Raw genomic sequence first — 26208 nt, 5'->3', positions numbered from 1 at the left:
CCGGACCGCCATTTGCGCGCATTTAGACCTTTGCCTCTCGCTGGTCAAACCAGCGAAGTGGCACGGTATCGAACGACCAACCTAGCGCGGCACGAGGTTGACCGCCGAATACTTGCCTCGTCGATCGACTTCGATATCGAACTCGACGCGATCGCCTTCGTTGAGACCGGACAGGCCGGACCGTTCGACCGCGCTGATGTGAACGAAGGCATCGGGCTGCCCGTCGTCCCGCGTGATGAACCCGAAGCCCTTCATCGAGTTGAAGAACTTGACCGTTCCCGTGGCCTTCTCGCCGGTAAGCTGGCGCTGCGGCGTATCGCGCTTCTGTACCGGGATGACGTCACCCACGACCTGAAGATCGCTGGCCGACACCTTGCCGCCGCGATCGACGAGCGTGAACTCGAGCTGCTGACCTTCGGCGAGCCCTTCGAGACCAGCCCGCTCCACGGCGCTGATGTGAACGAAGACGTCTTCGCCGCCTTCCTCGCGCTGAATGAAGCCGAAGCCCTTGTTCTGGTTGAAGAACTTGACGGTTCCCTTGCCCTGTCCGACGACCTGGGCAGGCATCCCGCCGCGGCCTCCGCCGCCGCCTCCGCCGCCGAAGCCGCCACGGCCTCCACCGCCGCCGCCGAAGCCGCCGCGCGGGCCGCCTCCGCCGCCACCGAACCGATCATCCTGGAAGCGGTCTCCACCGGGGCGATCACCGCCACCGAATCTGTCACCACCGCCGAAACGATCCTGTCCCCCATAGAACGGATCGAATTCATCTTCCCCGAAACGATCCCTCTTGTCGCGTCCCCTTCCGCGACGACCTCTATCAAAACCCATTTCTAAGAACGTACCTTCGCTTCGCCCCACAAGCGGTCGCCAGGCAGCGTGGACGAAGCGCGCCAAGCGTCAGTGCGAGCAGCCGTCAGCGTATGCGGCCCTCTCCTGCAACTCCCGGACATACACGTTTTCTGGTGGATTGGCGAATATAAATAACACGGCGCCCGAAAGCCGCGCGAACTTGTCTCGGCACGGACATTGCGCGTATCGCGCAATCGCCGAGGGTCGAAGCGGCGCTCGCGCATGATCAATCGCCCTTTCGGCCAAGCAGCGGGAGTCTCCATCCATGTTCCACCGCCTAGAAGATAGTTTTCTCGCCAGTCCGCAGATCGGTACAAGCGACGTGGCCGAAGCAAAACAGCTCGGCATTACGCTGATCGTCAACAATCGGCCCGAAGGGGAAGCCGACGATCAGACGCCTGGCGCCGAGATCGAAGCCGCCGCGCACGCCGCCGGTATCGGCTATGTCGCGATACCCGTCACACACGCCGGGTTCAGCCAGGGCCAGGTCGAGGCGATGGCGAGCACGCTCGACAAGGCGACCGGCCCCGTTCTCGCCTATTGCCGGTCGGGCACCCGTTCGACGCTGCTATGGGCGCTGGCCCAGGCGAAGGCGGGACGCGATCCCAATGCCCTTGCCTCGAAGGCCGCATCGGCCGGCTACGACGTCTCGCCGGTTCGGCCGCTGATGGACATGCTCGCCGCCGAGCGCGGCTAGAACTTGGCGGGCCAACCCGCACCCACGGCCCGGAGAGGGCGAGGCATCATTCGCTCCGACAAAAAAAGGGGCCGGAGCGGCTGGCTCCGGCCCTTTCCAGTTTGTGTTCGCAGGAGGAACACCGGATGGCGGGGTGGGTAGGAGGAGAGGAGGAAGTACCCGCCCCCCGCCAAACTCTTGAGACTTAGTTGTAGGCGCGTTCTCCGTGCTCGCCGATGTCGAGACCTTCGAGCTCGACTTCGGGCGACGCGCGCAGGCCGGTCAGACCGCGGGTGATGATGCCGGCAATACCCGTGCCGACAGCCGCCCAGACGATCGCGATGACAACGGCGATGATCTGCGTCACGACCTGAGCCCCCATAACGAAGTCGTCGCCGCCCGGGCCACCGAGCGCCGGCGAGTAGACGATGCCGGTGCCGATGGCGCCGACGACACCGCCCACGCCGTGGATGCCGAATGCGTCAAGCGAGTCGTCGTAGCCCATCGAGGTCTTGATCTTCGCAACGAAGAAATAGCAGACCACCGAGGCGACGATGCCCAGCACGATCGCGCCGAACGGGCCGGAATTGCCCGCGGCCGGCGTCACCGCGACGAGGCCGGCGATCACGCCCGAGCAGAAGCCCAGTGCCGAGCCCTTGTGGCCGGACAGACGCTCGACGACCATCCAGGTCAGCGCGGCCGCGGCGGTGGCGACGAAGGTGTTGATCATCGCGAGACCGGCGGTGCCGTCCGCTTCGAGCTCCGAACCGGCGTTGAAGCCGAACCAGCCCACCCACAGCAGGCCGGTGCCGACCATGGTCAGCGTCAGCGAGTGCGGCGGCATCGGCTCGCTGGGATAACCCTGGCGCTTGCCGAGCAGGAAGGCGAGGACAAGACCCGAGACGCCCGCGTTGATGTGAACGACGGTACCGCCCGCGAAATCGAGCGCTCCCATGTCGAACAGAAGACCGCCGCCGGCCCAGACCATGTGCGCGATCGGGAAGTAGACGATCGTGAGCCAGATCGGGACGAACAGCATCACCGCACTGAACTTCATGCGCTCGGCCGTTGCACCCAGGATAAGGGCGGCGGTGATCGCGGCGAAGGTCATCTGGAAGGACACGAAGACGTATTCGGAGATGACTTCATCCGAGAAGGTCGCGGCGGTCGAATCCGACGTGACCGACGAGAGGAAGAAGCTGCCGCCGCTGAGGAACTTGCCAATGAGGCCTTCCGAAGTGGTCGGGCCGAAAGCCAGCGAATAGCCCCACATCACCCAGATGAGCATCGCCAGCGCGGCGGTCGCGCCGATCTGCGTCATCATCGAGAGCATGTTCTTGGATCGCGTCAGGCCGCCGTAGAACAGGGCCAGTCCGGGCAGGATCATCAGCATGACGAGCACGGTGGAGGTCATCATCCACGCGTTGTTGCCCGGATTCGCGACGGGCGCCGCTGCCTCGGCTGCCTCCTGCGCGAAAGCGGTGGTGGCGGCAAACAGCGACGCGCCAAGCGCGCCGGCGCCGCAAAGGATCTTGCGGTTCATCATATCGGTCCCCCTGATCAGAGCGCGGTATCGCCGGCTTCGCCGGTGCGAATGCGGACGGCAGCGGCGAGGTCGAGAACGAAGATCTTTCCGTCACCGATCGCCTCGGTACTGGCGACCTGCTGGATCGTTTCCACGATCTTGCCGGCGAGATCGTCGGTCGCGGCGACCTCGATCTTCACTTTCGGAAGCATGTTCGTGGAGTATTCCGCCCCACGATAGATTTCCGTCTGCCCCTTCTGCCTGCCGAAGCCCTTCACTTCGGTGACGGTCATCCCCGCGACACCGATCGAACCAAGCGCTTCACGCACCTCGTCGAGCTTGAAAGGCTTGATGATGGCTATGATGAATTTCATGCCTATCCCCTGTTTGCCACCGGCATTCGAGCGCCGGCCCGAATAGGCGAAGCAAGAGGCATGCCATGCGGCAAAGTCTCGGGATATCAGAGGATAACGCAAATACTATGAACGGCGCGTTCATAGTTGCCGCCCGATTCGCGGGCAGTTGCCTAAATTTTGGGCAACGTCAGCGTCGCGCGGACGGGCAGATGGTCCGATCCTTTCGCTGATAAGGCGCTGTGATGCACAGTTGTTCCCACCAGTTGCCATTCGCGCGAAATTATTATGCGATCGAGCTGCGCGACGGGCCGGCGCGACGGGAAACTGCGCCCCGGCGAAAGCACCCGCCAATGCGCGCCGAACTCACGAAAGCACCCGCCCCGCGACGCCCATTCGTTGAGATCGCCCATCAGCACGGTCGGGCAATGCTCGTCGCAGGCGCCGACATGATCGAGCACGCTGCGGATCTGGTGGCGCCGGCGCAGGCCCGACAAATCGAGATGCATGCCCACCACCCTGACCACGCGTCCGCCCACCGCGAGATCAGCGCGAACCGCGCCGCGCGGCTCGAGCACCGGCAGCGGCACCGGCGCGGCCGCGACGATATCGATGTTGCGCCGGACCAGCAGGGCGTTGCCGTGCCAGCCCAGGCTGTCGGGCTTGAGCGACATCGCCACCGGCTCGTAGGGTGTGCGCTCGTGGATCGCCTCGAGCGGCAGCACGCTCATCCGGCGGCCGAAACGCCGGTCGGCCTCCTGCAGCGCGACCACGTCAGCGTCGATCTCAGAGAGGATCGCGAGGATGCGGTCCGAATCGCGCCGCCGGTCGACGCCCACGGCCTTGTGAATGTTGTAGCTGGCGAAGGTCAGTTCCACGGTATTACTCTAACCTCTCACCGAGCCGCCCGGTTCCGGCTCAACGCTCCTTGGTCGCGCTGAACGCGAGATCGGGGTTGCGCTCCTGCTGATAGCCGACGTCCCAGGCGGACTTCGCCATGAATACGGGGTCGCCGTCTCGGTCCTTGGCGAGGTTCACCTTGTTGAACTCGGCAAACTCGCGCAGCGCCTTGTCCTCGCCGCTGATCCAGCGGGCGGTGTCGAACGGCGAGGCCTCGAGCATCGCCTCGACCTTGTATTCGGCCTCGAGCCGCGAGACGAGCACGTCGAGCTGGAGATGGCCGACCACGCCGACGATCCACTGCGCGCCGATCTCGGGATAGAACACCTGGATCACGCCCTCTTCCGACAAGTCGTCGAGCGCCTTCCTGAGCTGCTTGGTCTTGGTCGGGTCCTTGAGCGCGACGCGGCGCAGGATCTCGGGCGCGAAGTTGGGCAACCCGGTGAAGCGCACGTCGTTCTTCTCGGACAGCGTATCGCCGACGCGCAGCGTGCCATGGTTGGGGATGCCGATGATGTCGCCCGGTTCGGCAGTGTCGGCGATCTCGCGGTCCTGCGCGAAGAACAGGATCGGCGAGTGAACCGCGATCGGCTTGCCGAGCCCGGAGGGCGTAAGCTTCATACCCCGGCTGAACGTCCCCGAGACGAGGCGCATGAAAGCGATCCGGTCGCGGTGCTGCGGGTCCATGTTCGCCTGGACCTTGAAGATGAAGCCCGTCACATCCTTGCGATCGGGCGTCACTTGCCCCCCGTCGCTGGGTTGCGGGCGCGGCGGCGGCGCGTGGTTTGCGATCGCCTCGATCAGTTCGACCACGCCGAAGTTCTTGAGCGCCGAGCCGAAGTACACCGGCGTCAGGTCGCCAGCGCGGTAGGCGTCGAGATCGAACCCGGGATAGCCCGCCTGCGCCAGCTCGACTTCCTCGGCGACCTCCTCGGGCAGATCGGCGTTGTCGTCGACCTTGCCGCGGAATTCCTTGCTATCGCCCTCGGGCCGGCTGACCTTGCCGTTGCCGAGATCGAGGATGCCCTTGAACAGCCCACCCATGCCCACCGGCCACGACATCGGAGCAACATCGAGCGCGAGCATGTCGGCGACTTCGTCGAGCAGGTCGAAGCAGGCGCGGCCCTCGCGATCGACCTTGTTGATGAAGGTGATGATCGGCACCGAGCGCAGGCGGCAGACCTCGAACAGCTTGCGCGTCTGCGGCTCGATGCCCTTGGCCGCGTCGATCACCATGATCGCCGAATCGACCGCGGTGAGCGTGCGGTAGGTGTCTTCGGAAAAGTCCTCGTGGCCGGGCGTGTCGAGGAGGTTGAAGGTGATGCCTTCCCGTTCGAAGGTCATGACCGAACTCGTCACCGAGATGCCGCGCTGCTGCTCGATCTTCATCCAGTCCGACCGCGCCCGACGCGCCTGGCCGCGCGCCTTGACCTGGCCAGCGAGATGGATCGCGCCGCCTTGCAGCAGCAGCTTTTCGGTCAGCGTGGTCTTGCCCGCGTCCGGGTGCGAGATGATGGCGAAAGTGCGCCGCGAATTGCTCATCGCGCGCCCTTAGCGGAGTCTTGGGCGCAGGCAAACCGGGGGATTCGATCGGGCTCGTCGTTCGCAGTCCTGGCCGCCGCGGGTTCGACATCCTTCGAAACCCTGCGCAACCTCCAAGGCACCTCGCTTCCTCACAAGATCCTGAAGATCGAGATCGCCACGTTGATCCACAGCGCCATGCACAGCACGATCCCGAGCACGAATGCCAGGCCCCGGTGCGCGGGGTTGTTGTGGGTCATGTGAACGAGGCTCTGCGCCCAGCGCGCGATGGCGAAACCCCAGGCGAACGCGAGCGTCCAGCCGCCGACCGCGCCCAGCGCGAAGGCGGTGATGCAGGCGGCGTAGAACAGCGTCGGAAACTCGAACAGGTTGTCCCAGTGCCGCGCCGCCGCACGGGCGGGCGCGGGTTCGGGCTCGCCGAGATGCGCCTTGTAGTACTCCGGATCGAAATCGCCCTTCATCACCGCCGCGCGCGCCGCGCCCATCCTGAGGAACGCGACGAAGGTCAGCAGCACCAGCGCGAGCACCGGCAGGAAAATCGCGGCCTGGTTGGTCATCGGCATCTTGGTCTCTCCCGTCTTGCCCGCGACGAGCATGCCTGAACCGCGCGGTCAGGCAAGAGGGTGACGCACTTGACGGTGTCCAAGCGACAAACGCCTCCGGTCCGCCGGGAGAGGCGGAAAAAAGGCGGCGATCCCGGTAAGTATGCTTGGCCCATCGGGCGAACATCGCGCATCGCCGCGCTGTAGGACAGCGCGCGGATCGGCCCGTCCGGCGAGCCAGGGCGCGTCGCGCCCTATTGCGGGTTGGGCGCGCCCTCTTCGGGCGGGACGTTGGTCATCGGCGTATCGGGCAGATCGACGGGCACGTCGGAGGGATTGACGTCGTTGACGATGATGTCGCCGCCGCTCTGGTCGACGACGTCGGCCTCATAGCCCTTTTCCTCGCTGCCGCCGCACGCGGCGAGCCCGGCAAGGCCCGCGGTTAGAACCAGCGCCCCCGCGGCGCGACGAAAGCTGTGGGTGATCGGCATGCGTTCTCTCCTCAGGCGCGTTCTGTCCGTCGCAGGGGTGATAGCGGAGGCCGCCGCCGCCGCGCAAGCATGCGCTCGCCTGTCCGCGCGGCGCGTGGTATCATCGCGCGCCGCAGCAGGGAGACGAACGCATGCCGTCCGAGCCGCAACCCTTCTCGTTCCAGCTCGCCCCCGACCAGCTCTGGCAGGCGATCAACCCGTGGACCTGGAACCTCGACCAGCCGACCTTCGGTCTGATCAACGTCACTCTGGGCGAAACCCGCCACCCCGAAGTCGAGCGGGCGGTGCTCAGCGAAGTCGGCAGCTACGGCCGCCAGCTCGGCCGCATCGGCGATGCGCTCGAAGTGCTGATCGACCACTTCGACGAGACCGGCCTCACCCGGAAGGAGCGCGATGCACTGGCGATCCTCAAAGGCGACCTGGCCGAAATCCGCAAGGTGAAGGCGCGGGAAATGATGCCGGGATAAGCCTTGCGCACGGTTCCGCAGGATCTGGGCTGCCGCCCCCGAAAGGCAGCATGGCCTGCCCGCGGCGGGGCGCCCGTTGTTGATGACGGAAGCGGCAAGTGCGGACCAATCACGAGGCGCGATGACGTAAACTGCGCGCGCGAATCGGCCGCACCGGCGCAAGCCCCCGACCGGGGCGACGCGCACCGCGCCACATTCGGCAATTGAAATTTTCGTCCATGTTGCTATATCGAAGTTGCCTAGCGTCGCAGGCGATGGACTATGACTGCCGCAATCGTACTTCACGGTAAGTGCGGCTCCGCTTCCATTCACGTCACTTGGCTCCGCACCGGGATACGCCCGTGCGGATGATTTTTCGTATGCAAGGGATATGGTTTGGCGAAGGAAGAGCTCATCACGATGGAGGGGTTGATCGACGAGATCCTGCCCGACGGGCGTTTTGCCGTCACACTCGACAATGAGCATCGCATCATTGCCTACACGGCCGGAAAAATGCGCCGTTACCGTATTCGTTCGGTCGTTGGCGACCGCGTACACGTGGAGATGACGCCTTACGATCTGAGCAAGGGCCGGATCGTCTTCCGCGAACGAACGCCGGGTCAAGGACCTGGCGGTCCTCGCAAGCGCGGCTTCAGGCGCTGACTCCATTGAAAAAGGCGGCGGGCAACACCCGCCGGATAGAGATAATGAACAACGAGATCGCGCGCGACCCATCGCGCGCCACACTACCGCCGCGCCTTGGCGCGGTGCATTGGCGGACGGCAAAGGAGCCTTTGCCCGCTGCCGCCATGATCCCGACTCTCGAACTGCGGCGCCTCGTCGCGGCGATGGTCGACTGACTCACACACCAGCTCGGCGTCCACGGCCTCGGGCCGCGGACGCCCGCGCGCCGAGCAAGGCGCAACCGGATGCGGCTCCGAAGCGGCTCTTCAGCCCGCCGCCACCTGCCATGCACGCCCACGCTTCGCGGGATTTCCACGGCCAGAACCGCCCATCGCGGACAACGGCCGAAAAAGCCCCTCTCGGCGTCTGTCCGCGTGCTGTGGAAAAGGGCCCGGCGAAGAGCGGTTTTGCTTGGGTTTACGCCGCCGTGACCCTATATCCTCGCCATGGCTAGCACTCCCGAAAACGGCAAGAACGGCAACTCCTACGGCGCGGAATCGATCAAGGTCCTCAAGGGCCTCGACGCGGTGCGCAAGCGCCCCGGCATGTACATCGGCGATACCGACGACGGTTCGGGCCTGCACCACATGGTCTTCGAGGTGTCCGACAACGCCATCGACGAGGCCTTGGCCGGCCATTGCGACCTCGTGCTGATAGAGCTTCACGCCGACGGCTCGGTCGCGGTGGAGGACAACGGACGCGGCATTCCGGTGGACATTCACAAGGAGGAAGGCGTTTCGGCCGCCGAGGTCATCATGACCCAGCTCCACGCGGGCGGGAAGTTCGAGAATACCTCGGACGACAACGCCTACAAGGTCTCGGGCGGCCTCCACGGCGTCGGTGTCTCGGTGGTGAACGCGCTTTCCGAATGGCTCGAACTGACCGTCTGGCGCGACGGCAAGGAGCACTGGATGCGCTTCGAGCACGGCGACGCGGTGGCGCCGCTGGTGGTCAAGGGCGATGCGCCCAGGGTCGATCGCAACCCTGACGAGAACGGCTTCAAGAAAGGCACTCGCGTTACCTTCAAGGCGAGCGAGGAGACCTTCAAGAACGTCACCGAGTTCGATTTCGACAAGTTGGAACACCGCTACCGCGAACTCGCCTTCCTCAACTCGGGCGTGCGCATCCTGCTGCGCGACCGGCGGCACGAGGAAATCGAGGAGCACGACCTGTTCTACGAGGGCGGAATCGCCGCCTTCGTCCAGTATCTCGACCGCAACAAGCAGGCGATGATGCCCGAACCGATCGCGATCTCCGCAGACAAGGACGGGATCGGCATCGAGGTCGCGCTCGAATGGAACGATTCGTATTACGAAAACGTCCTGTGCTTCACCAACAACATCCCGCAGCGCGACGGCGGCACCCACCTCGCCGCCTTCCGCGCCGCGCTCACCCGCACTCTCAACGGCTATGCCGAGCGCTCGGGCATGCTCAAGCGCGAGAAGGTCTCGCTTTCGGGCGACGACATGCGCGAGGGGCTCACAGCGATCGTCTCGGTCAAGCTGCCCGATCCCAAGTTCTCGTCGCAGACCAAGGACAAGCTGGTCAGCTCCGAGGTCCGCCAGCCGCTCGAAGCGCTGATGGGCGACAAGATGAGCGAATGGCTCGAGGAAAATCCGGCGATCGCCAAGACCATCGTCCAGAAGATCATCGATGCCGCCGCCGCGCGCGAAGCGGCGCGCAAGGCCCGCGAACTCACGCGGCGCAAGGGGGTGATGGACATCGCCTCGCTGCCCGGCAAGCTCGCCGACTGCCAGGAGCGCGACCCTTCCAAGTGCGAACTGTTCCTCGTCGAGGGTGACAGCGCGGGCGGCTCGGCCAAGTCGGGCCGCGACCGCAAGGTGCAGGCGATCCTGCCCTTGAAGGGCAAGATCCTCAACGTCGAGCGCGCGCGCTTTGACCGGATCATCTCGTCCAAGGAGGTCGGCACGCTGATCCAGGCCATGGGCACCGGCATCCGCGACGACTTCAACATCGAGAAGCTGCGCTATCACAAGATCGTGATCATGACCGACGCCGACGTCGACGGCGCGCATATCCGCACGCTGCTGCTCACCTTCTTCCACCGGCAGATGCCCGAGATCATCCGCAACGGCCACTTGTTCATCGCCCAGCCGCCGCTGTTCAAGGTCAGCAAGGGCCGCTCGGAGGTCTACCTGAAGGACCAGGCCGCGCTCGACCGCTACCTCGTCGAGGCGGGCACCTCGGGCCGCGTGCTCGAGGCGCCGGGCGGCGCGCGCGGCGGCACCGAGCTTGCGGCGCTGGTCGAGCACGCGCTGCGCGTCCGCTCGCTGCTGGGCTTCGTGCCGCGCCGCTATGACAGCGCGGTGATCGAGGCGATGGCGCTTGCCGGCGCGCTCGCTCCCGACCTCACCGACGAGACCCGGGCGGCGGCGATGACCCAGGCCGCCGAATGGCTCCAGCGGGGCGATCCCGAGGCCCGCTGGACCGGCCATGTGCTCGAGGACGGCTCGGTGCGGGTCGACCGCGTGTGGCGCGGCGTGACCGACGCCTATCCGGTCGAGGCGAATTTCCTGACCAGCGCCGAAGCGCGCAAGCTCGCCCGCCTCGCGGCCGAGCACGTCGACGTCTATTCGGGCGCGGCGCGCTTCGTGCGCGCGGGCGCCGAGACGCAGGAGCCCGACGAGATCGAGGGCGAAGGCGAGGAAGCGGCCGAGGCCGCGGTCACCCGCCCCGCTTCGGGCGAAGGTCTGATCACGCGCCCGACCCAGCTTCTCGAAGCCGTGCTCGCCGCAGGCCGCAAGGGCCTCTCGGTCTCGCGCTACAAGGGGCTGGGCGAGATGAACGCCGACCAGCTCTGGGAAACCACGCTCGATCCCGAGAACCGCATCCTGCTGCAGGTCAAGGTCGAGGACGCCGACGTGACCGACGAGATCTTCACCCGCCTGATGGGCGACATCGTCGAACCGCGCCGCGACTTCATCCAGGAAAACGCGCTCAACGTGGCCAACCTGGACGTCTAGAGAACATGCCATGAAATCACCCCTCGTTCGCAACGGCATGGCGCTTCTTGCGATATTGGGGAGTTTCACACTCGGCATTCCCGAGAGCCTGTCACGCGAGCCGATCGAACAGCACGCGGCCCGGGCCTTCGAAGAAGCGCAGGCGCTCAACGCTGCGGGAGACCAGGCCGGCGTATTCCGAGCCCTCGAAGCTGTCGCGCAGCGCAAGGACTTCGCCAGCCTGCCCCGCGCGCAGCAGGCAGACGTGCTGTTCCTCTGTGCCTACGCCAAGTCCGAGTTGCAGGATTATCCCGTGGCGCTCCAATACGCGCGTCGCGCCACGCAAGCGGTACCGGGGGATGCGGACTACTGGTTTCTGCGGCTGACCCTGGAGCAAAGGACCGCTGACGTTCCCGCCATGGTCTCTGCGCTCGAGGACATGGCACGCGCCGTGCCCGACCAGTTCTCGGACCTGAGCATCGACTGGGTGTTCATCGCGCGCAATCACTTCAAGGACCTCGCGCAAAAAGGGCAGGACCGTCCCGCCTACCTCCGCTTCCTCAGGCTTTTCACTGGCCCCGCCTTCGCCCCGACCGTTCCCGAGCCCGCCATCGACCGGATGCGGCTCGATCTTGCCAACGAACTCGCAAAGGATGGCGCGCAGGAAGAAGCGCGCGCGCTGGTCAGCCAGTTGCAGCTCTCCGGCACCCTGCTCAGTGCATCCTTCGATCCCCGGCTGGACCAGTTCGTCAGTCCCGATTTCGACCTTCGCGCCGCCAAGGAACGCGATCTCGTCGCCCTGAGGCAGGTTTCCGACGCACGACCCGATCGCCTCGCTTCGGCGCTCGATATCGTGTTGGTGCAACTGGATCTGGGAGACGTGGAAGGCGCGCAGGCCACGCTCGAATCGGTCCGACCCGAAGGAGTCCTCGCCAACCATTTCTCGGATCTCGAACGTCAGCATATCTGGTGGTGGGACACGCTGGCGCAGAGCTACGCCATGCAAAATCGCTACGATGATGCGGTCGCGGCGTTCCGCAAGGCGATCGCGCTGGGCGAACTGGGCGAAGGCAACGTTAGCCAGAAGCTCAATCTCGCTGCCCTCCAGGTGCGCTACGGACGCGCGCAGGACGCGCTGGAGACGCTCGACACGCTTTCTCCCGATGAGGGAAGCGAATACGGCGCGCTGGTCTATCATCTGGTGCACGGCTGCGCCGTCCATCAACTCGGTGAACCGGCGTCGCTGGCCGAAGACCTCGCCTTCATGAGCGCGCACGAAGCCGATCATCCCGGATTCCTCACGAACCTCTTGCTGTGCAGCGGCGACCGCGACGGAGCCGCGCAAGTCATGATCCGTCGGCTGAGAAACGCCGATCAGCGCGGCGACGCGCTCGAAGCACTAATGATCTACGATCCGCCGATCGGCGGAGAGCCGCGCAACCCGATCCAGCAGGGTCTCGCGGCGCTCGGCGCGCGTGCCGACGCGCAGGAAGCGGCGGGCGGCCCCGAGGCCATTCGCCGTGTCCACCTGCAGTCGAGCCCACTGATCTAGTGGGCGCGCCCTCAGGCCGGCGCCCGTTCGCGGCATTCGGCGAGAAATCGCCAGATCGCGGAAAATGACCACCGAGCCCTCGTCCGCCGAAAAGGCGAAGCGCTTGGACGAACGGCGGTGCATCTTCATATAGGCGGCATGACCCAGAATTTTGGCAAGGCCCCATCGGCGCGGCATATCGAAGCGATGGCTCGCACGGCCTTCGCGCGCATACCAGAGCCCTTTGCCGGCCATCTCGCGGGCATCCGCGTCGTGGTCGAGGAGTTCGCCGACGACGAGACGCTCGATGCGCTCGGCATCGCCGACGCCTGGGAGCTGACCGGCCTCTATCACGGACGGCCGATGGACGAGGAATCGGTCTGGACCTCGGGCGAGATGCCGCCGGTGATCACGCTGTTCCGCCAGCCGCTGCTCGCCGAATGGTGCGAGACCGGAGTCGATTTCGAGGCGCTCGTCACCCATGTCGTGATTCACGAGGTCGGCCACCACTTCGGCCTCTCGGACGACGACATGCATGCGCTGGAAGAACAGGCGCGCTGATTTTGGCTTCCGGGCCGCGCGCATCGCGGCCTATGATCGCGCGACCCCCTCGAGGAGCCCGTGACGATGTCCATCCGCAAGCTGATCGCCCTGCCGCTCGCTCTGATGGGAGCGCAGGCTGCGCTCGCGCAGACCGACGATCCGATGTGTCGCAACGGGCTGTTCCCCAGCGAGCCGCCCTTCGCGCTGGCGCGGATCGGCGGCAAGGAACGCGCCTATTTCCAGAGCGACATGGACGGCTGCCCCTGGAAGGGCGACGCCTGCCGTGCGCGCGCCTACGTCGTGCCGGGCGACGTGGTTATCATCAACCGCACGCGCGACGGCTTTGCCTGCGCCTTCTATCCGTCCAGCGGCGGCGGCACCGCCGGGTGGATCGACAGCCGCCGCGTCGAGCTGCTGCCCGCGCCGGCCAGTCCGCCGCTCGCCGCCTGGCTCGGCACATGGTCGAGCGAGGGCAATCCGACCGTGCGCTTCGAGCGCAAGCTGGACACGCTGCATGTCAGCGGCGAGGCCTTCTGGCCCAGCCCCGCGCCGACCAGCGATTATCCCAGCATCCACATCGGCGAGATCGCAGGCGAGGTGCAGGTGTCCGGCCGACTGGGACATTACGCGGACGACGCCATGTGCGAAGTGCGCTTCACCCTGCTGGGCGACTACCTCATCGCGGGCGACAACCGCCAGTGCGGCGGCGTCAACGTAAGCTTTTCGGCGGTCTATCGGCGCGAGGGGTAAAGGCCGCGCAATCGCCGCCGGAAACCGCACAAGGCACTGCGGCAGGTCTTGCTGTCGTCATACGGGAGGGCGATAGGCGATTGCCATGAAGCGCCATCTCGTTCTTGTTCTCGCCGCCCTCGCCAGCGCCTGCGCCGCGCCGCAGGCCGCGCGGCAGTCGCTCGCCCCCGTCGAAGTCGGCATCATCGCCATCAACGACTTCCACGGTGCGCTCGAGCCGCCGAAAGCGGCGGTGGGCATGCCCGACGGCAAGGGCGGCAAGCTCGTGGTTCCGGCCGGCGGCGTGGCCTGGCTCGCCTCGGCGATCGACGCCATCAAGGCCCGGCACCCCAACAATATCGTCGTCGCGGCGGGCGACCTGACCAGCGCCTCGCAGCTCGCGTCCTCACTCTATCTCGACGAGCCGGCGGTCGGCGTGATGAACCGCGTCGGCCTTGCGTTCAACGCGGTCGGCAACCACGAATTCGATCGCGGCCGCGAGGAACTGCTGCGCTTGCAGAACGGCGGTTGCGAGAAGTTCGCCCCGCGCGATCCCTGCCAGCTCGAACGGTTCGCGGGCGCTGACTTCAAGTACCTTTCGGCCAGCACCTTCAAGGAAGACGGCTCGACGCTGTTCCCCGCGACCGGGCTCAGGAGCTTCGGCGAGGGCGGGCGCAAGGTGACGGTGGGCTTCATCGGCCTGGCGCTCAGCGGCGTGCCCGATCTGGTCAACGCGGAAGGCATCAGGGGCCTGACCTTCGGCGACGAGGCCGCGGCGATCAACGCCGCCGTGCCGAAGCTCAAGGCGGCGGGCGCGGACGCGGTGGTCGTGCTGATCCACCAGGGCGGGCGCACCAAGGGCGAACCCGATCCCGAAGGCTGCGCGCAGTTCGCGGGCGACATCGATCCGATCCTGCGCCGCCTCGATCCCGGAGTCGACGTCGTCGTGTCGGGCCATACCCACTGGTCCTACGTCTGCGACTACGGCACGATCGATCCGGCGCACCCGATTCTGCTGACCAGCGCGGGCGTCTACGGCGAACTCGTCACCGACATCACGCTGACGATCGACCCGACGTCCGACCGGGTGATCGCCAGACGGGCGCACAACGTGATCGTGCAGTCGCCGGGTTATTCGGGCGGACGCGGCGTGGTCGAAAACACCGATGCGGTGCCACGTTTCGAACCGCGCGCCGACGTCGCCGCCTACGTCAAGCGTTACGTCGATGCCGCCAGCGCCTTCGCCGACCGGCCGGTCGGGCGCATCTCGGGCAGCGCCGAGAAACCCGACGGCCTGTCGAGCAACACCGGCGGCGTGCTCGGCAACCTGATCGCGGACGGGCAGCTCGCGGCGACGAAAGCGGCCGGCGCACAGATCGCGGTGACCAATCCCTTCGGCATCCGCGCGCCGCTGGTCCCCGCCGACGACGGCTCGGTCACTTTCGGGCAGCTCTACGCGGTGCAACCGTTCAACAACCAGTTGGTCACGCTCACGCTCACCGGCGCGCAACTGCTGGCGGCCTTCGAGGACGGGCTGGACGACAGCGGCGCGCAGCAGGTGCTCTCCCCCTCGCGCGGGGTCAAGCTGGTCTACGATCTCTCGCGGCCCGAACGCGGCCGCGTCGTCTCGCTCACGCTCGACGGCAAGCCGGTCGATCCGGCCGCGCGCTATCGCGTCACCATGGCGAAGTTCCTCGCCGACGGCGGCGACGGCTACGAGACCTTCACCAAGGGCACCGACCGCAATCTGGGCGCGCTCGACATCGATGCGTTCCAGGCGTGGATCGCGGGCGCCGACATCCGCCAGGTCCCCGCCGAGGAACGCACCACAGCGACGGCGCGCTGAGGGGATTGCCGCCAGCAGGCCTTACCGCGTCGGGACCGGCTTCTCGCCCGAGTAGTCGTAAAAGCCGCGGCCCGACTTCTTGCCGTACCAGCCGGCCTCGACGTACTTCTGGAGCAGCGGCGCGGGGCGGTACTTGGGATCGCCGGTGGTCGAGTGGAACACCTTCATGATCTCGTAGAGCGTATCGAGCCCAACGAAGTCGGCGAGGGTGAGCGGGCCCATCGGGTGGTTGAGGCCGATGCGGCAGCCCGCGTCGATATCCTCGACCGAACCGATCCCGGCGCCGAGCACGAAGATCGCCTCGTTGAGCATCGGGCACAGGATGCGGTTGACCACGAAGCCGGGCTCGTCGCCCGCGAGAACGACGGTCTTGCCCAGCTTCTCGCCGAAGGCCTTCATCCGCTCGATCGTCTCCTCCGAGGTGGCGAGGCCCGGGATCACTTCGACAAGGCCCATGACCGGAACCGGGTTGAAGAAGTGCAGTCCGCAAAAGCGCGCCGGATCGGGCGAGCTCGCCGCCATGCGCGTGATCGGGATCGAGCTGGTGTTCGAGGCCATCATCGCATCGGTCCCGAGCACTTCGCCGGCCTTCTTGAAGATCTGGTGCTTGATGTCCTCGCGCTCGGTCGCGGCCTCGATGATGAGATCGGCGCCGGCGAACTCGCCATAGTCGCCGACCGGCTTGATCCGGCCGAGCGTGGCGTCGGCGTCGGCCTGTTCGACCTTGCCCTTGGCGACGAGCTTGCCGAGACCCTTCTCGATGCCCGCCTTGCCCTTTTCGGCCACGGCGAGTTCGACGTCGCAGAGCAGGACTTCCATGCCCTTTCCCGCCACGGTCTGGGCAATGCCCGAACCCATGATGCCTGCACCGATGATCGCGACTTTCTGCACCTTGCGTCCTCCTCGAAACTTGGGAATCGGGCGCTGCCTAGCCGCTCCGGCGGATCATGGGAACCTAGCGATTGCTCCCGGGCACCCAGAGCACGTCGCCGCCGGTCGTGGCATTGGCGGCGCGCGCGGCGACGAACAGGAAGTCGCTCAGCCGGTTGATATATGCCAGCGCGGCCGGATTGACGGCGTCTTCACCGGCCAGCGCGGCCATGGCCCGCTCCGCGCGGCGCGTTGCCGCCCGCGCGACATGGAGCCGCGCCGCGGTCTCGCTGCCGCCGGGCAGGATGAAGCTCCTGAGCGGTTCGAGCGTCTCGTTGAGGCCGTCTATGGCCGTCTCGATCCAGTCGACTTGCCCATCGACGATACGCAGCACCATGTCCGAAGGGGTGAAATCCTCGCCGGGCGTCGCGAGGTCCGCGCCGAGATCGAACAGGTCGTTCTGGATGCGCAGCAGCGAGGCGACCAGCGGCTCGCCCTTGGGGACGATCACCAGCGCAAGGCCGATCGCGCTGTTCGCCTCGTCCACCGCGCCGATCGCGTCCATCCGCGCGGCGTGCTTGGGCAGGCGCGAGCCGTCGACGAGCCCGGTGGTGCCGTCGTCGCCGGTGCGGGTGTAGATCTTGTTGAGGCGAACCAAGGTTTGCGGCTCTTGACCCTCAGCGCGACATCGCGAGCAGCAGCGCGACGACCAGAACCGCCGCCGCCTGATACTTGATGCGCGCGAACATCATCCGGTTCTGCATGAGCTGCATCTCGGTGGCCCCCGTGCCCGGATCGCGCTCCAAATCCTCGCGCGTGCTCTGCAGGAAGGCCGCGATGCCCCGCACGAGGCTGACGACGACCATGATCATGAGGGCGATGATGAGGGGGACGAGAACGTAGGACATGCGCTCAATGTAAACCTTGTGACAGCGAAATACCAGCGGGGAGGTCGCCCGCCCTGAGCGCGTCGGCCAGCGCGCGTCCGTCCCCGCCGGCGCGGCGGCGATCGGCGAGCCCGAAGGCCCCGGCGCCCGACCCGCGCCGCTTGGCGAGCTTGCGCCCGTCGGCCTCGACGAGCAGCGGGTGATGATGCCAGACCGGCACCGGCAGGCCGAGCAGCGCCTGCAGCAGCCGATGCACGTGGCTCGCCGCGAACAGGTCCATCCCGCGCGTCACCAGCGTGACACCGTCGGCGGCGTCGTCGAGCGTCGCGGCAAGATGATAGCTGGCGGGCAGCTCCTTGCGCAGCAGCACGACATCGCCAAATCGCTCGGGGCGCGCCGCTTGCGGTCCGGCGATCTCGTCGGTCCATTCGAGCGGGCCCGCACGCTCGATCGCCTTTGCCATGTCGAGCCGCCAGGCCGCGCCTGCGGGATCGACGTGGCGCCCGCGGCAGGTGCCCGGATAGATCGGTCCGTCGGGCCCCGCATGCGTCGACGCGGCGGCGATCTCGGCGCGGGTGCAGCGGCACGGATAGAGCAGCCCGGCGGCCTTGAGCCCGTCTCCGGCTTCGCGGTAGGCGTCGAGCCGGCTCGACTGGAACACCGGCGGCGCGTCCCAGGCGAGACCGAGCCAGGCGAGATCGGCGAGGTGTTCGTCGATCCATTCGCGGCGGCTGCGTTCGCCGTCGATATCCTCGATCCGCAGCAGGAACTGCCCGCCGCGTGTCCGCGCGAGGTCGTGCGCCCGGATCGCCGCGTAGGCATGGCCGAGATGCAGCGGACCGTTGGGACTAGGGGCGAAGCGCGTGCGGATCATCGCCTCGGGCCTAGGCCGGGCGGCCCCTCGCTGCAAACGCGCAGGCTTACCTGTGGATTTTGCCCGGGCAGACCACGATTGCCGGGGCTGGTGACTTGACGGGGTGTCGCCGAGGTGCTGATTAACCGCCATGCGCTGCCATCAAACCGCAATGACGGCCTGCAATTGGAGGCCATGCTCAAGTCGGAGCTGATAGAGCGCGCGGCCCGATTCCGCAGCGCCTCGGAGGACCCCTCCAGAAATCTTGCCGATTGCCCTGCCCTCGTTCTCAACGCCGACTACACGCCGCTTTCGTACTACCCGCTCAGCCTCTGGCCCTGGCAGACCGCGATCAAGGCGGTGGTGCTCGAACGCGTCGACATCCTCGAAAGCTACGCCCGCGCCGTCCACAGCCCGAGTTGGACGATGCAGATCCCCTCGGTGATCGCGCTCAGGCAGTATGTCAGGCCGTCCGAGTTTCCCGCGTTCACCCGCTTCAACGTCTTCCTGCGCGACCGCTTCAGTTGCCAGTACTGCGGATCGCAGCAGCACCTCACTTTCGACCACGTCGTGCCGCGCCGCCTCGGCGGACGCACGAGCTGGGAAAACATCCTCACCGCCTGCGCCCCGTGCAACATGAAGAAGGGCGGGCGCACGCCGCAGCAGGCGAAGATGCCGCCGATCGTCCAGCCGATCCGGCCGACCAACTGGCAGCTCCAGGAACGCGGCCGCGCGTTCCCGCCCAACTATCTGCACGAGACCTGGCGCGACTGGCTCTACTGGGACGTCGAACTCGAGGCCTGAGCCGGGTTTCGCGCGGGCGGCGCATGCGCTCGCAAGCTCGTTTCGCGCACTCACCGCCGCGGTGACGCGCTTGCGGCACCGGCCCTGACAGGGCCTCGAACGCGGCCCGCCGACATGCCGAACCGGCGGTAACTTTACCCGTCGTTAACCTCGTTCCTCTAGGTCCCGTTTCGCAAATTCGGATCGGGGACTTTATCCATGCGCAAGTATCTGGTGTTGAGTGCGACGTGTTTCCTGGGCGCTTGCGGCGGAGCCGGAGCCGACGTCGTCAGCGCGCCGACGCCTGGCAACGGATCGCAGTCGCACAGCTTCGCCAATCCGACCGAAGCCAAGACCTATCAGGGCATCGGCGGGACGCACACCTACAGCTACAACGTGCAGGATCGCGATTGCTGCCGCGGCCAGTCGGGCCAGCTCTACCAGGGCAACGCGACCACGGCGCGCAATTCGTCGATCTCGATCTCCTACGATCCGCGCGACGCCATCTACACCTTGTCGATCACCGACAACCTTTCGGGTGCCAATGTCGAATCGCGCTATCAGGATCCGGCGCAGCGCACCGATTTCGACGGCGCCCGGCAGCCGCAGTTCGGCACGCCCCGGCTCGCGAACCCGAACGTCACGTATCTCGAGGCGGGAAGCTCCTCGGGCGGCGCGTCGCTCGGCACCACCGACACGCCGCCTTTCGGCATACCCGAAGCCTCGGCCTCGGCGACCACGCTCTTCGTTCTCAAACCGGGCAGCGAGACCCAGTACGTGACTTATGCCGGCTATGTCCGCAATGACGTGACCTGGACCGAAGAGACCGAGACTCTCGCCGACGAGACCGAGAATACCTACACGCTCGAGAGCCTCAACCTCCAGCGCGGCGCCTTCGCCTTCGGCGAGCTGACCAATACCGCGAACGTACCCAAGAGCGGCGGCGCGACCTACGAAGGCTCGATGCTGGCGACGATGGTGTTCAACCCGACGCTCGACGGCCAGAGCCAGATCGGCTCGGCGATCCTGCCGAGCTATTTCCAGTGGGTCGAAGGCACCGCGAACCTCGCGGTCGATTTCGGCGCCGACACGGTCGGACTGACGCTGGCCGGCACCGCCTTCCCGACGCAGGACGACGGCGTCTCGGGCTTCTCGGGCGAGGGTGTCATCGCCGGCGGCGCGACGTTCAGCGCGACGGGCGCGGGCACGATCAACCTCGCCAACTTCGGCGGCTTCAAAGGCGAGTTCTCGCAAGCCGGCTTCGTCAATCCCGACGGCACCCGCTACGACGTGAACATCGCCGGATCGAGCCTCGACGGCGCGTTCTACGGTCCGGCGGCCGAGGAAGTGGGCGGCGGCTTCCGCATCGTCGGCGGCACGCCCGACGAGCGGATCGACATTCTCGGCGCCTTCATCGGCAAGTAGCATGACCGATCGATCGCCGCGTCTCGCCATCGCCTGCGCGGCGGCGGGCGTGGCCCTGCTCGCCGGCGGCGCGCGTGCCGAGGAGGCGCCCGCCTCGGGCGGACCGCAGGCCGCGACCCGTCTCGCCGCGCTCGCGCCGACTTCGTGCGCGGACGGACGCTGCAGCGTCCGGCTCGAACCCGGGCAGATGCTCGCGCTCGCCGAAAAGCTGGTGCTCGCGCGCAAGTACGACGAGGCGCGCCCGCTGGTTGCGGCGCTGCGCGACGCGCCCGGCATGGATATCCCCTACGGCTTTCTCGATGGGCTGATGCACCTCGGCGAAGGCGACACCAAGGGCGCGGTCAAGCGTTTCCGCCGGGTCCTCGAGAACCATCCCGAACAGACCCGCGTGCGGCTCGAACTCGCGCGCGCGCTGATGGCGATGCGCGACTACGACGGCGCCGAATATCACCTGCGCCTCGCCGCGCAGGACGAAAGCCTGCCCGAGGACATCGCCCGGATCATCGGCGACGCGCGCAACGTGATCCGCTCGAACCGCCGCCTGCGCTTCGGCTTCGACTTCGGTTTCGCGCCCGACAGCAACATCAACTCGGCCACCGCCGCCGAGACGATCGACGTCAACTTCGGTTCGACCCGGCTGCCGCTCCGGCTCGACGACGCGGCGCGCGAACGCTCGGGCGTGGGCGTGACCGCGAGCGGCTATGCCAGCCTGCGCCTGCCCACCGCCGAGCGCATGTCGCTGGTCTTCGACACCAACCTGTCGATGATCAACTACGACGGCGCCGACTTCGACGACTATACCGCGCAAGTCGCGGGCGGGCCCGAGTTCCGGCTCGGCGAGGGTCGCAACCTGACGCTCCAGGCCGTCGCGCTGAATCGTTGGTACGGCGGCGAGACCGCCGCGCGCCAGTTCGGCGCGCGCGCCACCTTGCAGCAGGAGATCGGGCTAGACCGCCGCGTCGCGCTGCAAGTGGACGCGCGGCACAACGTCTCGCGGATCAATTCGGGCTACGACGGCTGGCAGCTCGGCGCGAACCTCACTTACGAGCAGGTCATCGCCAAGTCGGCGATCGTCTCGGCCAGCCTGATCGGGCGGCGCGAGATGGACGACTTCGATGCCTATTCGAACAAGACCCTGGGCGTGAGCGGCGGCATCGGCGGCGAACTTCCGCTGGGGATCAATGCCGGCCTTTCCGGCGCCGCGACCTGGTCGAAGTTCGACGAGGCGCAGCCCTTCTTCTCGTTCGAGCGCCGCGAGGACTGGCGCATCCAGGGCCGCGCCTACGTGGGCCTCAGGCAAGTGCGGGTCGCCGGCTTCTCGCCCTCGATGGAGTACAACTACATCAGGGTCGATTCGAACTACGACCTCTACGCCAGCGATCGCCATCGCGTGCAGTTCAAGCTGGCGCGCTATTTCTGAGCAGCCGGGCGCGGCCCCACGCTCTCAGGCGATCGCGAGAACGCTGCGATGGATGAAGCGGACAAGGTCCGCCTGTCCGCGCGCGCCGGTCTTGGCGTAGATCCGCTTCGAATAGGTCCGCGCCGATTCGACGGTCAGGCCGAGTTCGCCCGCCGACTCCGCGATCGACATGCCGCGGCTGAGCGCGAGCGCCAGGCGCGCCTCGCTCGGCGCGAGATCGAACAGTTGCGCAAGCTGCTCACAGCGATCCGCCGAGGACCAGTTGTCGGCGTGGACATAGGCCACCAGCGCCGGCGCCGCGCGGGTCGTGCCCATGCGGTGCGCCGAGGCGACGAGCAGCAGGTCGAGCCAGGGCTCACGGCTGAGGACGATGGCGTGCGGGCGCGCCTGCGGATTGCCGAGCAGCGCGCTCACCGCCGCGCCGATCTCCTGCCGCAAGGCGGGATCGCGCGAGGTCAGGCGGCCGTCGCGCCCGCGCGCGAGCCGTTCGCCGCGCCCCAGCATCGCCGCGCCGTTGATGTCGCTGTCGAGCACGCGCCCCTCACCGTCCAGCGTCACCCAGCCGAAGCTCATCCGCCGCACCGCCTCGGTCGCGACGGCGGCGGTCATGCGCGCACGCTCTAGCGCGACGGCGACCCGCGAGGCGGCGCGCAGATGCGGCATGAGGGCGGCGAGCAGGCCGTCGACCTCGGGCGCGAGATCGCCCGCGGCGCGCGTGAGCGTGACCCAGCCGCTCGCCCCGCCCGGCTCGGCGAAGCGCACCATGCGCATATGGTTCATGCCCGAAGGCACCAGCAGCTTGCCCAGGAACTCCATGTGCGCGGGATCGTCGAACTGGAGCAGTTCGGGCAGCGCGTAGACGCGGCCCTCGACCATCTCGTGATAGGGCATCGGATCGAGCGCGTAGAGCGTGTCGCGGTAGTCCTGCGAGACGCCGGGCGGCGAGGGCCGGCCCGAATAGAGATGGATCACCCGCGCCTCGGGCGTCCCGCTCGGCAGCGGGCGGAACACGATGCTGCAATAGTCCGCGCCGGCGCGTTCGCGCAGCCGGTCGAGAAAGGTCGTCCAGGGCGGGTCCTCGACCATCCCCGAGACGAGCGGCTCCAGCAGCCAGTCGGCATCCTCGCGAGCAAGCATCCTCTATCCCCAAATGGGAATTTTCTTGCCCGCGTGCCTATCCCACAAGTCGGCCCCAGACAATCGCGCGGCGCACAGGCATCGCTCCGGCGCGAAGGGAGAGAGCGACGATGACCAAGGCCCAGCCAGCCGCCTTTCTGCGTACCACGCTGCCGCTCGGCATCGACATGGTCGGCGAATTCGATTCGGGACGTTACCATTCGATCTGGCTGCCCGACCACTATGTGAGCTTCTGGCCCGATTCGATCTGGACGCCCGAGTTCACCGACCTCGCGATCCATTCGCCGAGCCCGCACCGCCACCTCGACGGCCTCGCGGTGGCCTCGGCGACGGCGGTGCTCACGAAGAACACACCGATCGCGACGACGGTGGTGGACACGATCCGCCGCCACCCGGTCATGCTCGCGCAGACCGCGCTCACCATCGACCACTTGTCGAAGGGCCGCTTCATTCTCGGCCTCGGCGCGGGCGAGCTGGAAAACACCGTGCCCTACGGCTTCAGCTTCGAAAAGCCGGTCGGGCGCTTCGAGGAAGCGATCAAGGTCATCAAGCTGCTGTGGCACTCGGACGGGCTCGTCGATTTCGAGGGCAAGTTCTATCGGCTGGAGCACGCCCGGCTCGACACCGAGCTCTACGACGGCAAGGCGCCCGAGATCTGGACCGGCTGCGTCGGTCCGCGCATGCTCGGCATCACCGGGCGCGAGGCCGACGGCTGGTGGCCGGCGGGCACCTATACGCCCGAGGACTTCGCAGCCAAGCTCAAGGTGATCCTCGACGCCGGCGACGCGGTGGGCCGCGACATGAGCCACTTCACCCCCGCGCTCACCCAGATCTGCCTGATCGGCGACGAGGGCGAGACCGCCGAGATGCTCGAGCAGCCGATGGTCAAGTCGATCATCCTGATGCAGACCGCCGAGGACTTGCGCCAGTTCGGCCACGAGCACCCGATGGGGCCCGAATGGCGCGGTATCCACGACCTCAACCCGGCGGTGCTGACGCGCGAGCGGATGATCGAGTTCTGCGATCAGCTCGACACCCAGGCGATCCGCGACATCTTCCCAGTCGGCACGCCCAGGCAGGTGGCGGCGAAGATCAAGGGCTTCATCGACGCGGGCGTGAAGGTTTACAAGCTGATGGAATACGGCGCGATGGGCGGCGCGCGGTTCTCGGCAAGCTCGGCGGCCAAGGTGCGCGAGACCGAGGACGAGATCCAGAAGCTGCTGGAGGCCTGAGCATGGCGGATCTCGACGCGCAGGCGCTGCTCGGTAGCGCGACGGCCGAAACCGGCCTCGCCGACTGGGGCGACGAGGGCTTTCCCGAACGCTTCGCGCTCGCCGTGGCGCACATCGACACGATCCCGATGGACGAGGCCGGGCGGCGGGCAGCGGCGGACAACATCCACTGGCTGCTCACCGACCGGCTCCGCTTCTTCCAGGACCGCAAGGACTATCCGCTCGCCGACGAAGTGATCGACCGCCCGCTCTTCGCCACCGGCGAGCCGCGATCGGGCACCACGCTGATGCACGCGCTGATGAGCGTCGATCCCGATGCGCGTGCGCTGCGCTTCTGGGAGGTGATGCACCCTTCGCCGCCTCCGGGCACCGTCGACATCCCCGACCCGCGCCGCGCGCTTGCCGACGCGGAGTGGCGCGAGATCAACACCAAGATGTGGAAGTGGCTGCACTGCCACCCCTACAACGACATGCTCGGCGAGGGCTTGCCCGAGGACGAGCGCACCTGGGCCTTCGATTTCCGGGTGATGACCCCCACCGCCTGGTGGCGCGTGCCGATGCAGAACCTCTCGTTCGGCCTGCCCACCGATCCGGTCGCGCAATACCGCATCCACAAGGCCATGCTGCAGGCGTTCCAGTATGGCCGCGAAAAGAAATACTGGGTGCTCAAGGGCTTTCACACGACGCGGCTCGAAGCCTTCTTCGAGGCCTATCCCGATGCCAGCCTCGTTTGGCTGCACCGCGACCCGGTGATGGTCGCGGCCAGTTCGACGATGATGATGCGCGACATCATGGAAGGCATCGTCGGCGAGATCGACCTCGTCAAAGAGGCAAAGATGCATCTCGAACGCGTGCGCTGGTCGATCGGCAACACGATGAGCAATCCGCTGACCGACGATCCGCGCATCCATCACGTGCGCTACCGCGATTTCGTTTCCGACCCGATCGGCACGCTGCGCGGCTATTACGCCTTCGCCGGCCGCGACTTCGGCGAGCGGCAGGAAACGGCAATGCGCGGCTATCTCGCCGAAAACAAGGGCGATCGCCACGGCAAGTTCCACTACTCGACCAGGGTCCTGACCGACGCGGGCTATGACCTAGACGAACTGAACGAGGAATTTCGCCCCTTCCGCGAGCGCTTCGACGTTCCGATCGAAAAGCGCGACTGATGCATCCGCGCGTGTGCCTCCACCAGGTCGCCTTCATGGGGGAACCATCGCGCGCCTTCATCGACGTATGCCGCGAGGCAGGGATCGCGGCGATGACGCTGGTCAATCCGCACCTGCTGGGTGAAGGCGTGCTTGCCGAAATGCAGGAGGCTCTCGCCCCCGGCGGCCCGCGTCCGATAACGCTCAACCATCCCTTCGCGCGCTTTCCCGACATCGAGCATGATACCGGCGAGGCGGCGCAGCGCCTGTGTGAGGCGATCGAGGCCGCCGCGACGCTCGGCGCCACGCAGCTCTACATCGTCAGCGGCGGACGCGGTTCGCTCGACTGGGAGGCCGCCGCCGAGCGGCTCGCCGCGCTGATCGCGCCGTGTCGCGCCCTCGCCGAAGCGCGCGGAGTGCGCCTGCTGGTCGAGAACGCGAACTGTCTCAACGCGGACATCCACATCGCCCATACTATCGACGACACGATCCGCCTCGCCGAGATCGCGGGCATCGGCGTGTGCCTCGATCTGGGCGCGGGATGGTTCGAAGGCGGCCTTCGGGAGAAATTCGCGCGCGCCATGCCGCTCACCCGCCTGGTGCAGGTGAGCGACTACGTCGCCGGCGATCGCTGCACGCCCTGCCGTGCGGTGCCGGGCGACGGCATGGTCCCGCTCGAACGCCAGATCGGCTGGCTGCTCGAGGCTGGCTACCAGGGCGTGTTCGACCTCGAGCTGACCGGACCGCGGATCGCCGAGGAAGGCCCGCGCGAGGCCTGCCTGCGCGCCGCCGAAAACCTGTCCGCAATCCTCGAACGACTGGGAGCCTGACCG

27 protein-coding genes are annotated in these 26208 nt (G+C 66.9%); 15 read left to right on the top strand and 12 right to left on the bottom strand.

The annotated features are described in order from the left end of the window. Window positions 1–81 precede the first annotated feature (81 nt). Entirely contained in the window at window positions 82–828 is a 747-nt protein-coding gene (locus tag B2G71_RS24720; protein WP_098103794.1) for a cold-shock protein, read from the bottom strand. Between the two features lie 286 nt (window positions 829–1114). Here B2G71_RS24720 and B2G71_RS00365 point away from each other — a divergent pair, with 286 nt between their 5' ends. Further along, window positions 1115–1546: a TIGR01244 family sulfur transferase gene (locus tag B2G71_RS00365; protein ID WP_098103793.1), complete on the top strand. Its 432-nt coding sequence runs from the start codon at window positions 1115–1117 to the stop codon at window positions 1544–1546. A 184-nt stretch (window positions 1547–1730) separates the two neighbouring features. Here B2G71_RS00365 and B2G71_RS00360 read toward each other — a convergent pair whose 3' ends face one another. The 6 genes from B2G71_RS00360 to B2G71_RS00335 all read right to left on the bottom strand — a co-directional run bounded on the left by B2G71_RS00360 (window position 1731) and on the right by B2G71_RS00335 (window position 6878). After that, window positions 1731–3068: an ammonium transporter gene (locus B2G71_RS00360; RefSeq protein ID WP_098104367.1), complete on the bottom strand. Its 1338-nt coding sequence runs from the start codon at window positions 3066–3068 to the stop codon at window positions 1731–1733. Between the two features lie 17 nt (window positions 3069–3085). Beyond that, a complete protein-coding gene (locus B2G71_RS00355; RefSeq protein WP_098103792.1) occupies window positions 3086–3424 on the bottom strand; it encodes a P-II family nitrogen regulator in 339 nt (112 codons plus the stop codon). Window positions 3425–3576: 152 nt separating this feature from the next. After that, on the bottom strand, window positions 3577–4281 hold the full coding sequence (locus B2G71_RS00350; protein WP_098103791.1) for an endonuclease/exonuclease/phosphatase family protein: 705 nt from the start codon (window positions 4279–4281) through the stop codon (window positions 3577–3579). Window positions 4282–4321: 40 nt separating this feature from the next. Next, a complete protein-coding gene (locus B2G71_RS00345; protein ID WP_098103790.1) occupies window positions 4322–5845 on the bottom strand; it encodes a peptide chain release factor 3 in 1524 nt (507 codons plus the stop codon). Window positions 5846–5976: 131 nt separating this feature from the next. Further along, window positions 5977–6441, bottom strand: coding sequence for an MAPEG family protein (locus B2G71_RS00340; RefSeq protein ID WP_240529932.1), 465 nt, complete (start codon window positions 6439–6441; stop codon window positions 5977–5979). A gap of 200 nt (window positions 6442–6641) precedes the next feature. Beyond that, window positions 6642–6878, bottom strand: a complete 237-nt coding sequence (locus B2G71_RS00335; RefSeq protein WP_098103789.1) for a hypothetical protein — start codon at window positions 6876–6878, stop codon at window positions 6642–6644. Between the two features lie 131 nt (window positions 6879–7009). Here B2G71_RS00335 and B2G71_RS00330 point away from each other — a divergent pair, with 131 nt between their 5' ends. The 8 genes from B2G71_RS00330 (at window position 7010) to B2G71_RS00300 (ending at window position 15620) form a co-directional block, all read left to right on the top strand. Continuing rightward, complete coding sequence (locus B2G71_RS00330; protein ID WP_098103788.1) at window positions 7010–7345, top strand: hypothetical protein; 336 nt, start codon at window positions 7010–7012, stop codon at window positions 7343–7345. 375 nt (window positions 7346–7720) lie between these two features. Beyond that, window positions 7721–7987 (top strand): translation initiation factor IF-1, encoded by a 267-nt coding sequence (infA, locus tag B2G71_RS00325; protein ID WP_098103787.1) that lies wholly within the window; start codon window positions 7721–7723, stop codon window positions 7985–7987. Between the two features lie 44 nt (window positions 7988–8031). Continuing rightward, on the top strand, window positions 8032–8184 hold the full coding sequence (locus tag B2G71_RS23945) for a hypothetical protein (RefSeq protein WP_168176202.1): 153 nt from the start codon (window positions 8032–8034) through the stop codon (window positions 8182–8184). Window positions 8185–8454: 270 nt separating this feature from the next. Beyond that, the gene (gene gyrB, locus B2G71_RS00320; protein ID WP_098103786.1) at window positions 8455–10992 is read left to right on the top strand and encodes a DNA topoisomerase (ATP-hydrolyzing) subunit B; all 2538 of its coding nucleotides are present in this window, start codon (window positions 8455–8457) and stop codon (window positions 10990–10992) included. Window positions 10993–11002: 10 nt separating this feature from the next. After that, on the top strand, window positions 11003–12523 hold the full coding sequence (locus tag B2G71_RS00315; RefSeq protein WP_141521449.1) for a hypothetical protein: 1521 nt from the start codon (window positions 11003–11005) through the stop codon (window positions 12521–12523). Window positions 12524–12661: 138 nt separating this feature from the next. Then, window positions 12662–13063: a metallopeptidase family protein gene (locus B2G71_RS00310; RefSeq protein WP_098103784.1), complete on the top strand. Its 402-nt coding sequence runs from the start codon at window positions 12662–12664 to the stop codon at window positions 13061–13063. Window positions 13064–13129: 66 nt separating this feature from the next. Beyond that, the gene (locus B2G71_RS00305) at window positions 13130–13795 is read left to right on the top strand and encodes a hypothetical protein (protein ID WP_098103783.1); all 666 of its coding nucleotides are present in this window, start codon (window positions 13130–13132) and stop codon (window positions 13793–13795) included. 85 nt (window positions 13796–13880) lie between these two features. Next, window positions 13881–15620 (top strand): bifunctional metallophosphatase/5'-nucleotidase, encoded by a 1740-nt coding sequence (locus B2G71_RS00300; RefSeq protein WP_098103782.1) that lies wholly within the window; start codon window positions 13881–13883, stop codon window positions 15618–15620. 21 nt (window positions 15621–15641) lie between these two features. Here the strand turns inward: B2G71_RS00300 and B2G71_RS00295 are convergent, their stop codons facing one another. From B2G71_RS00295 to gluQRS, 4 genes are all read right to left on the bottom strand, one after another. Beyond that, window positions 15642–16511 carry a 3-hydroxyacyl-CoA dehydrogenase NAD-binding domain-containing protein gene (locus B2G71_RS00295; protein WP_098103781.1) on the bottom strand — a complete coding sequence of 290 codons (870 nt, stop codon included), beginning with the start codon at window positions 16509–16511 and terminating at the stop codon, window positions 15642–15644. A gap of 64 nt (window positions 16512–16575) precedes the next feature. Beyond that, on the bottom strand, window positions 16576–17148 hold the full coding sequence (locus B2G71_RS00290; protein WP_098103780.1) for a cob(I)yrinic acid a,c-diamide adenosyltransferase: 573 nt from the start codon (window positions 17146–17148) through the stop codon (window positions 16576–16578). A gap of 19 nt (window positions 17149–17167) precedes the next feature. Continuing rightward, entirely contained in the window at window positions 17168–17398 is a 231-nt protein-coding gene (locus B2G71_RS00285) for an HIG1 domain-containing protein (protein WP_098103779.1), read from the bottom strand. Window positions 17399–17402: 4 nt separating this feature from the next. Next, entirely contained in the window at window positions 17403–18251 is an 849-nt protein-coding gene (gene gluQRS / locus B2G71_RS00280; protein ID WP_098103778.1) for a tRNA glutamyl-Q(34) synthetase GluQRS, read from the bottom strand. Window positions 18252–18425: 174 nt separating this feature from the next. Between gluQRS and B2G71_RS00275 the strand changes: the two genes are divergently transcribed. The 3 genes from B2G71_RS00275 to B2G71_RS00265 all read left to right on the top strand — a co-directional run bounded on the left by B2G71_RS00275 (window position 18426) and on the right by B2G71_RS00265 (window position 21858). Further along, on the top strand, window positions 18426–19034 hold the full coding sequence (locus B2G71_RS00275; RefSeq protein WP_098104365.1) for an HNH endonuclease: 609 nt from the start codon (window positions 18426–18428) through the stop codon (window positions 19032–19034). A 198-nt stretch (window positions 19035–19232) separates the two neighbouring features. Further along, a complete protein-coding gene (locus tag B2G71_RS23940) occupies window positions 19233–20438 on the top strand; it encodes a transferrin-binding protein-like solute binding protein (RefSeq protein WP_098103777.1) in 1206 nt (401 codons plus the stop codon). Window position 20439: 1 nt separating this feature from the next. Further along, entirely contained in the window at window positions 20440–21858 is a 1419-nt protein-coding gene (locus B2G71_RS00265) for a porin family protein (protein WP_098103776.1), read from the top strand. Window positions 21859–21882: 24 nt separating this feature from the next. Here B2G71_RS00265 and B2G71_RS00260 read toward each other — a convergent pair whose 3' ends face one another. After that, window positions 21883–22995, bottom strand: a complete 1113-nt coding sequence (locus tag B2G71_RS00260) for a helix-turn-helix transcriptional regulator (protein ID WP_098103775.1) — start codon at window positions 22993–22995, stop codon at window positions 21883–21885. Window positions 22996–23105: 110 nt separating this feature from the next. Here B2G71_RS00260 and B2G71_RS00255 point away from each other — a divergent pair, with 110 nt between their 5' ends. The 3 genes from B2G71_RS00255 to B2G71_RS00245 are packed head-to-tail and all read left to right on the top strand — an operon-like array spanning window position 23106 to window position 26205. Beyond that, the gene (locus tag B2G71_RS00255; RefSeq protein WP_098103774.1) at window positions 23106–24227 is read left to right on the top strand and encodes an LLM class flavin-dependent oxidoreductase; all 1122 of its coding nucleotides are present in this window, start codon (window positions 23106–23108) and stop codon (window positions 24225–24227) included. A 2-nt stretch (window positions 24228–24229) separates the two neighbouring features. Next, complete coding sequence (locus tag B2G71_RS00250; protein WP_098103773.1) at window positions 24230–25396, top strand: sulfotransferase; 1167 nt, start codon at window positions 24230–24232, stop codon at window positions 25394–25396. Continuing rightward, window positions 25396–26205: a TIM barrel protein gene (locus B2G71_RS00245; RefSeq protein ID WP_098103772.1), complete on the top strand. Its 810-nt coding sequence runs from the start codon at window positions 25396–25398 to the stop codon at window positions 26203–26205. Before B2G71_RS00250 ends, B2G71_RS00245 begins: the two co-directional genes overlap by 1 nt. Window positions 26206–26208: the final 3 nt, after the last annotated feature.

It is taken from the genome of Novosphingobium sp. PC22D, assembly GCF_002556635.1.
Classification (GTDB): domain Bacteria; phylum Pseudomonadota; class Alphaproteobacteria; order Sphingomonadales; family Sphingomonadaceae; genus Novosphingobium.
The sequence above is the reverse complement of the archived record's forward strand: the minus strand, read 5'-3'. Positions and strand labels throughout refer to the sequence as shown.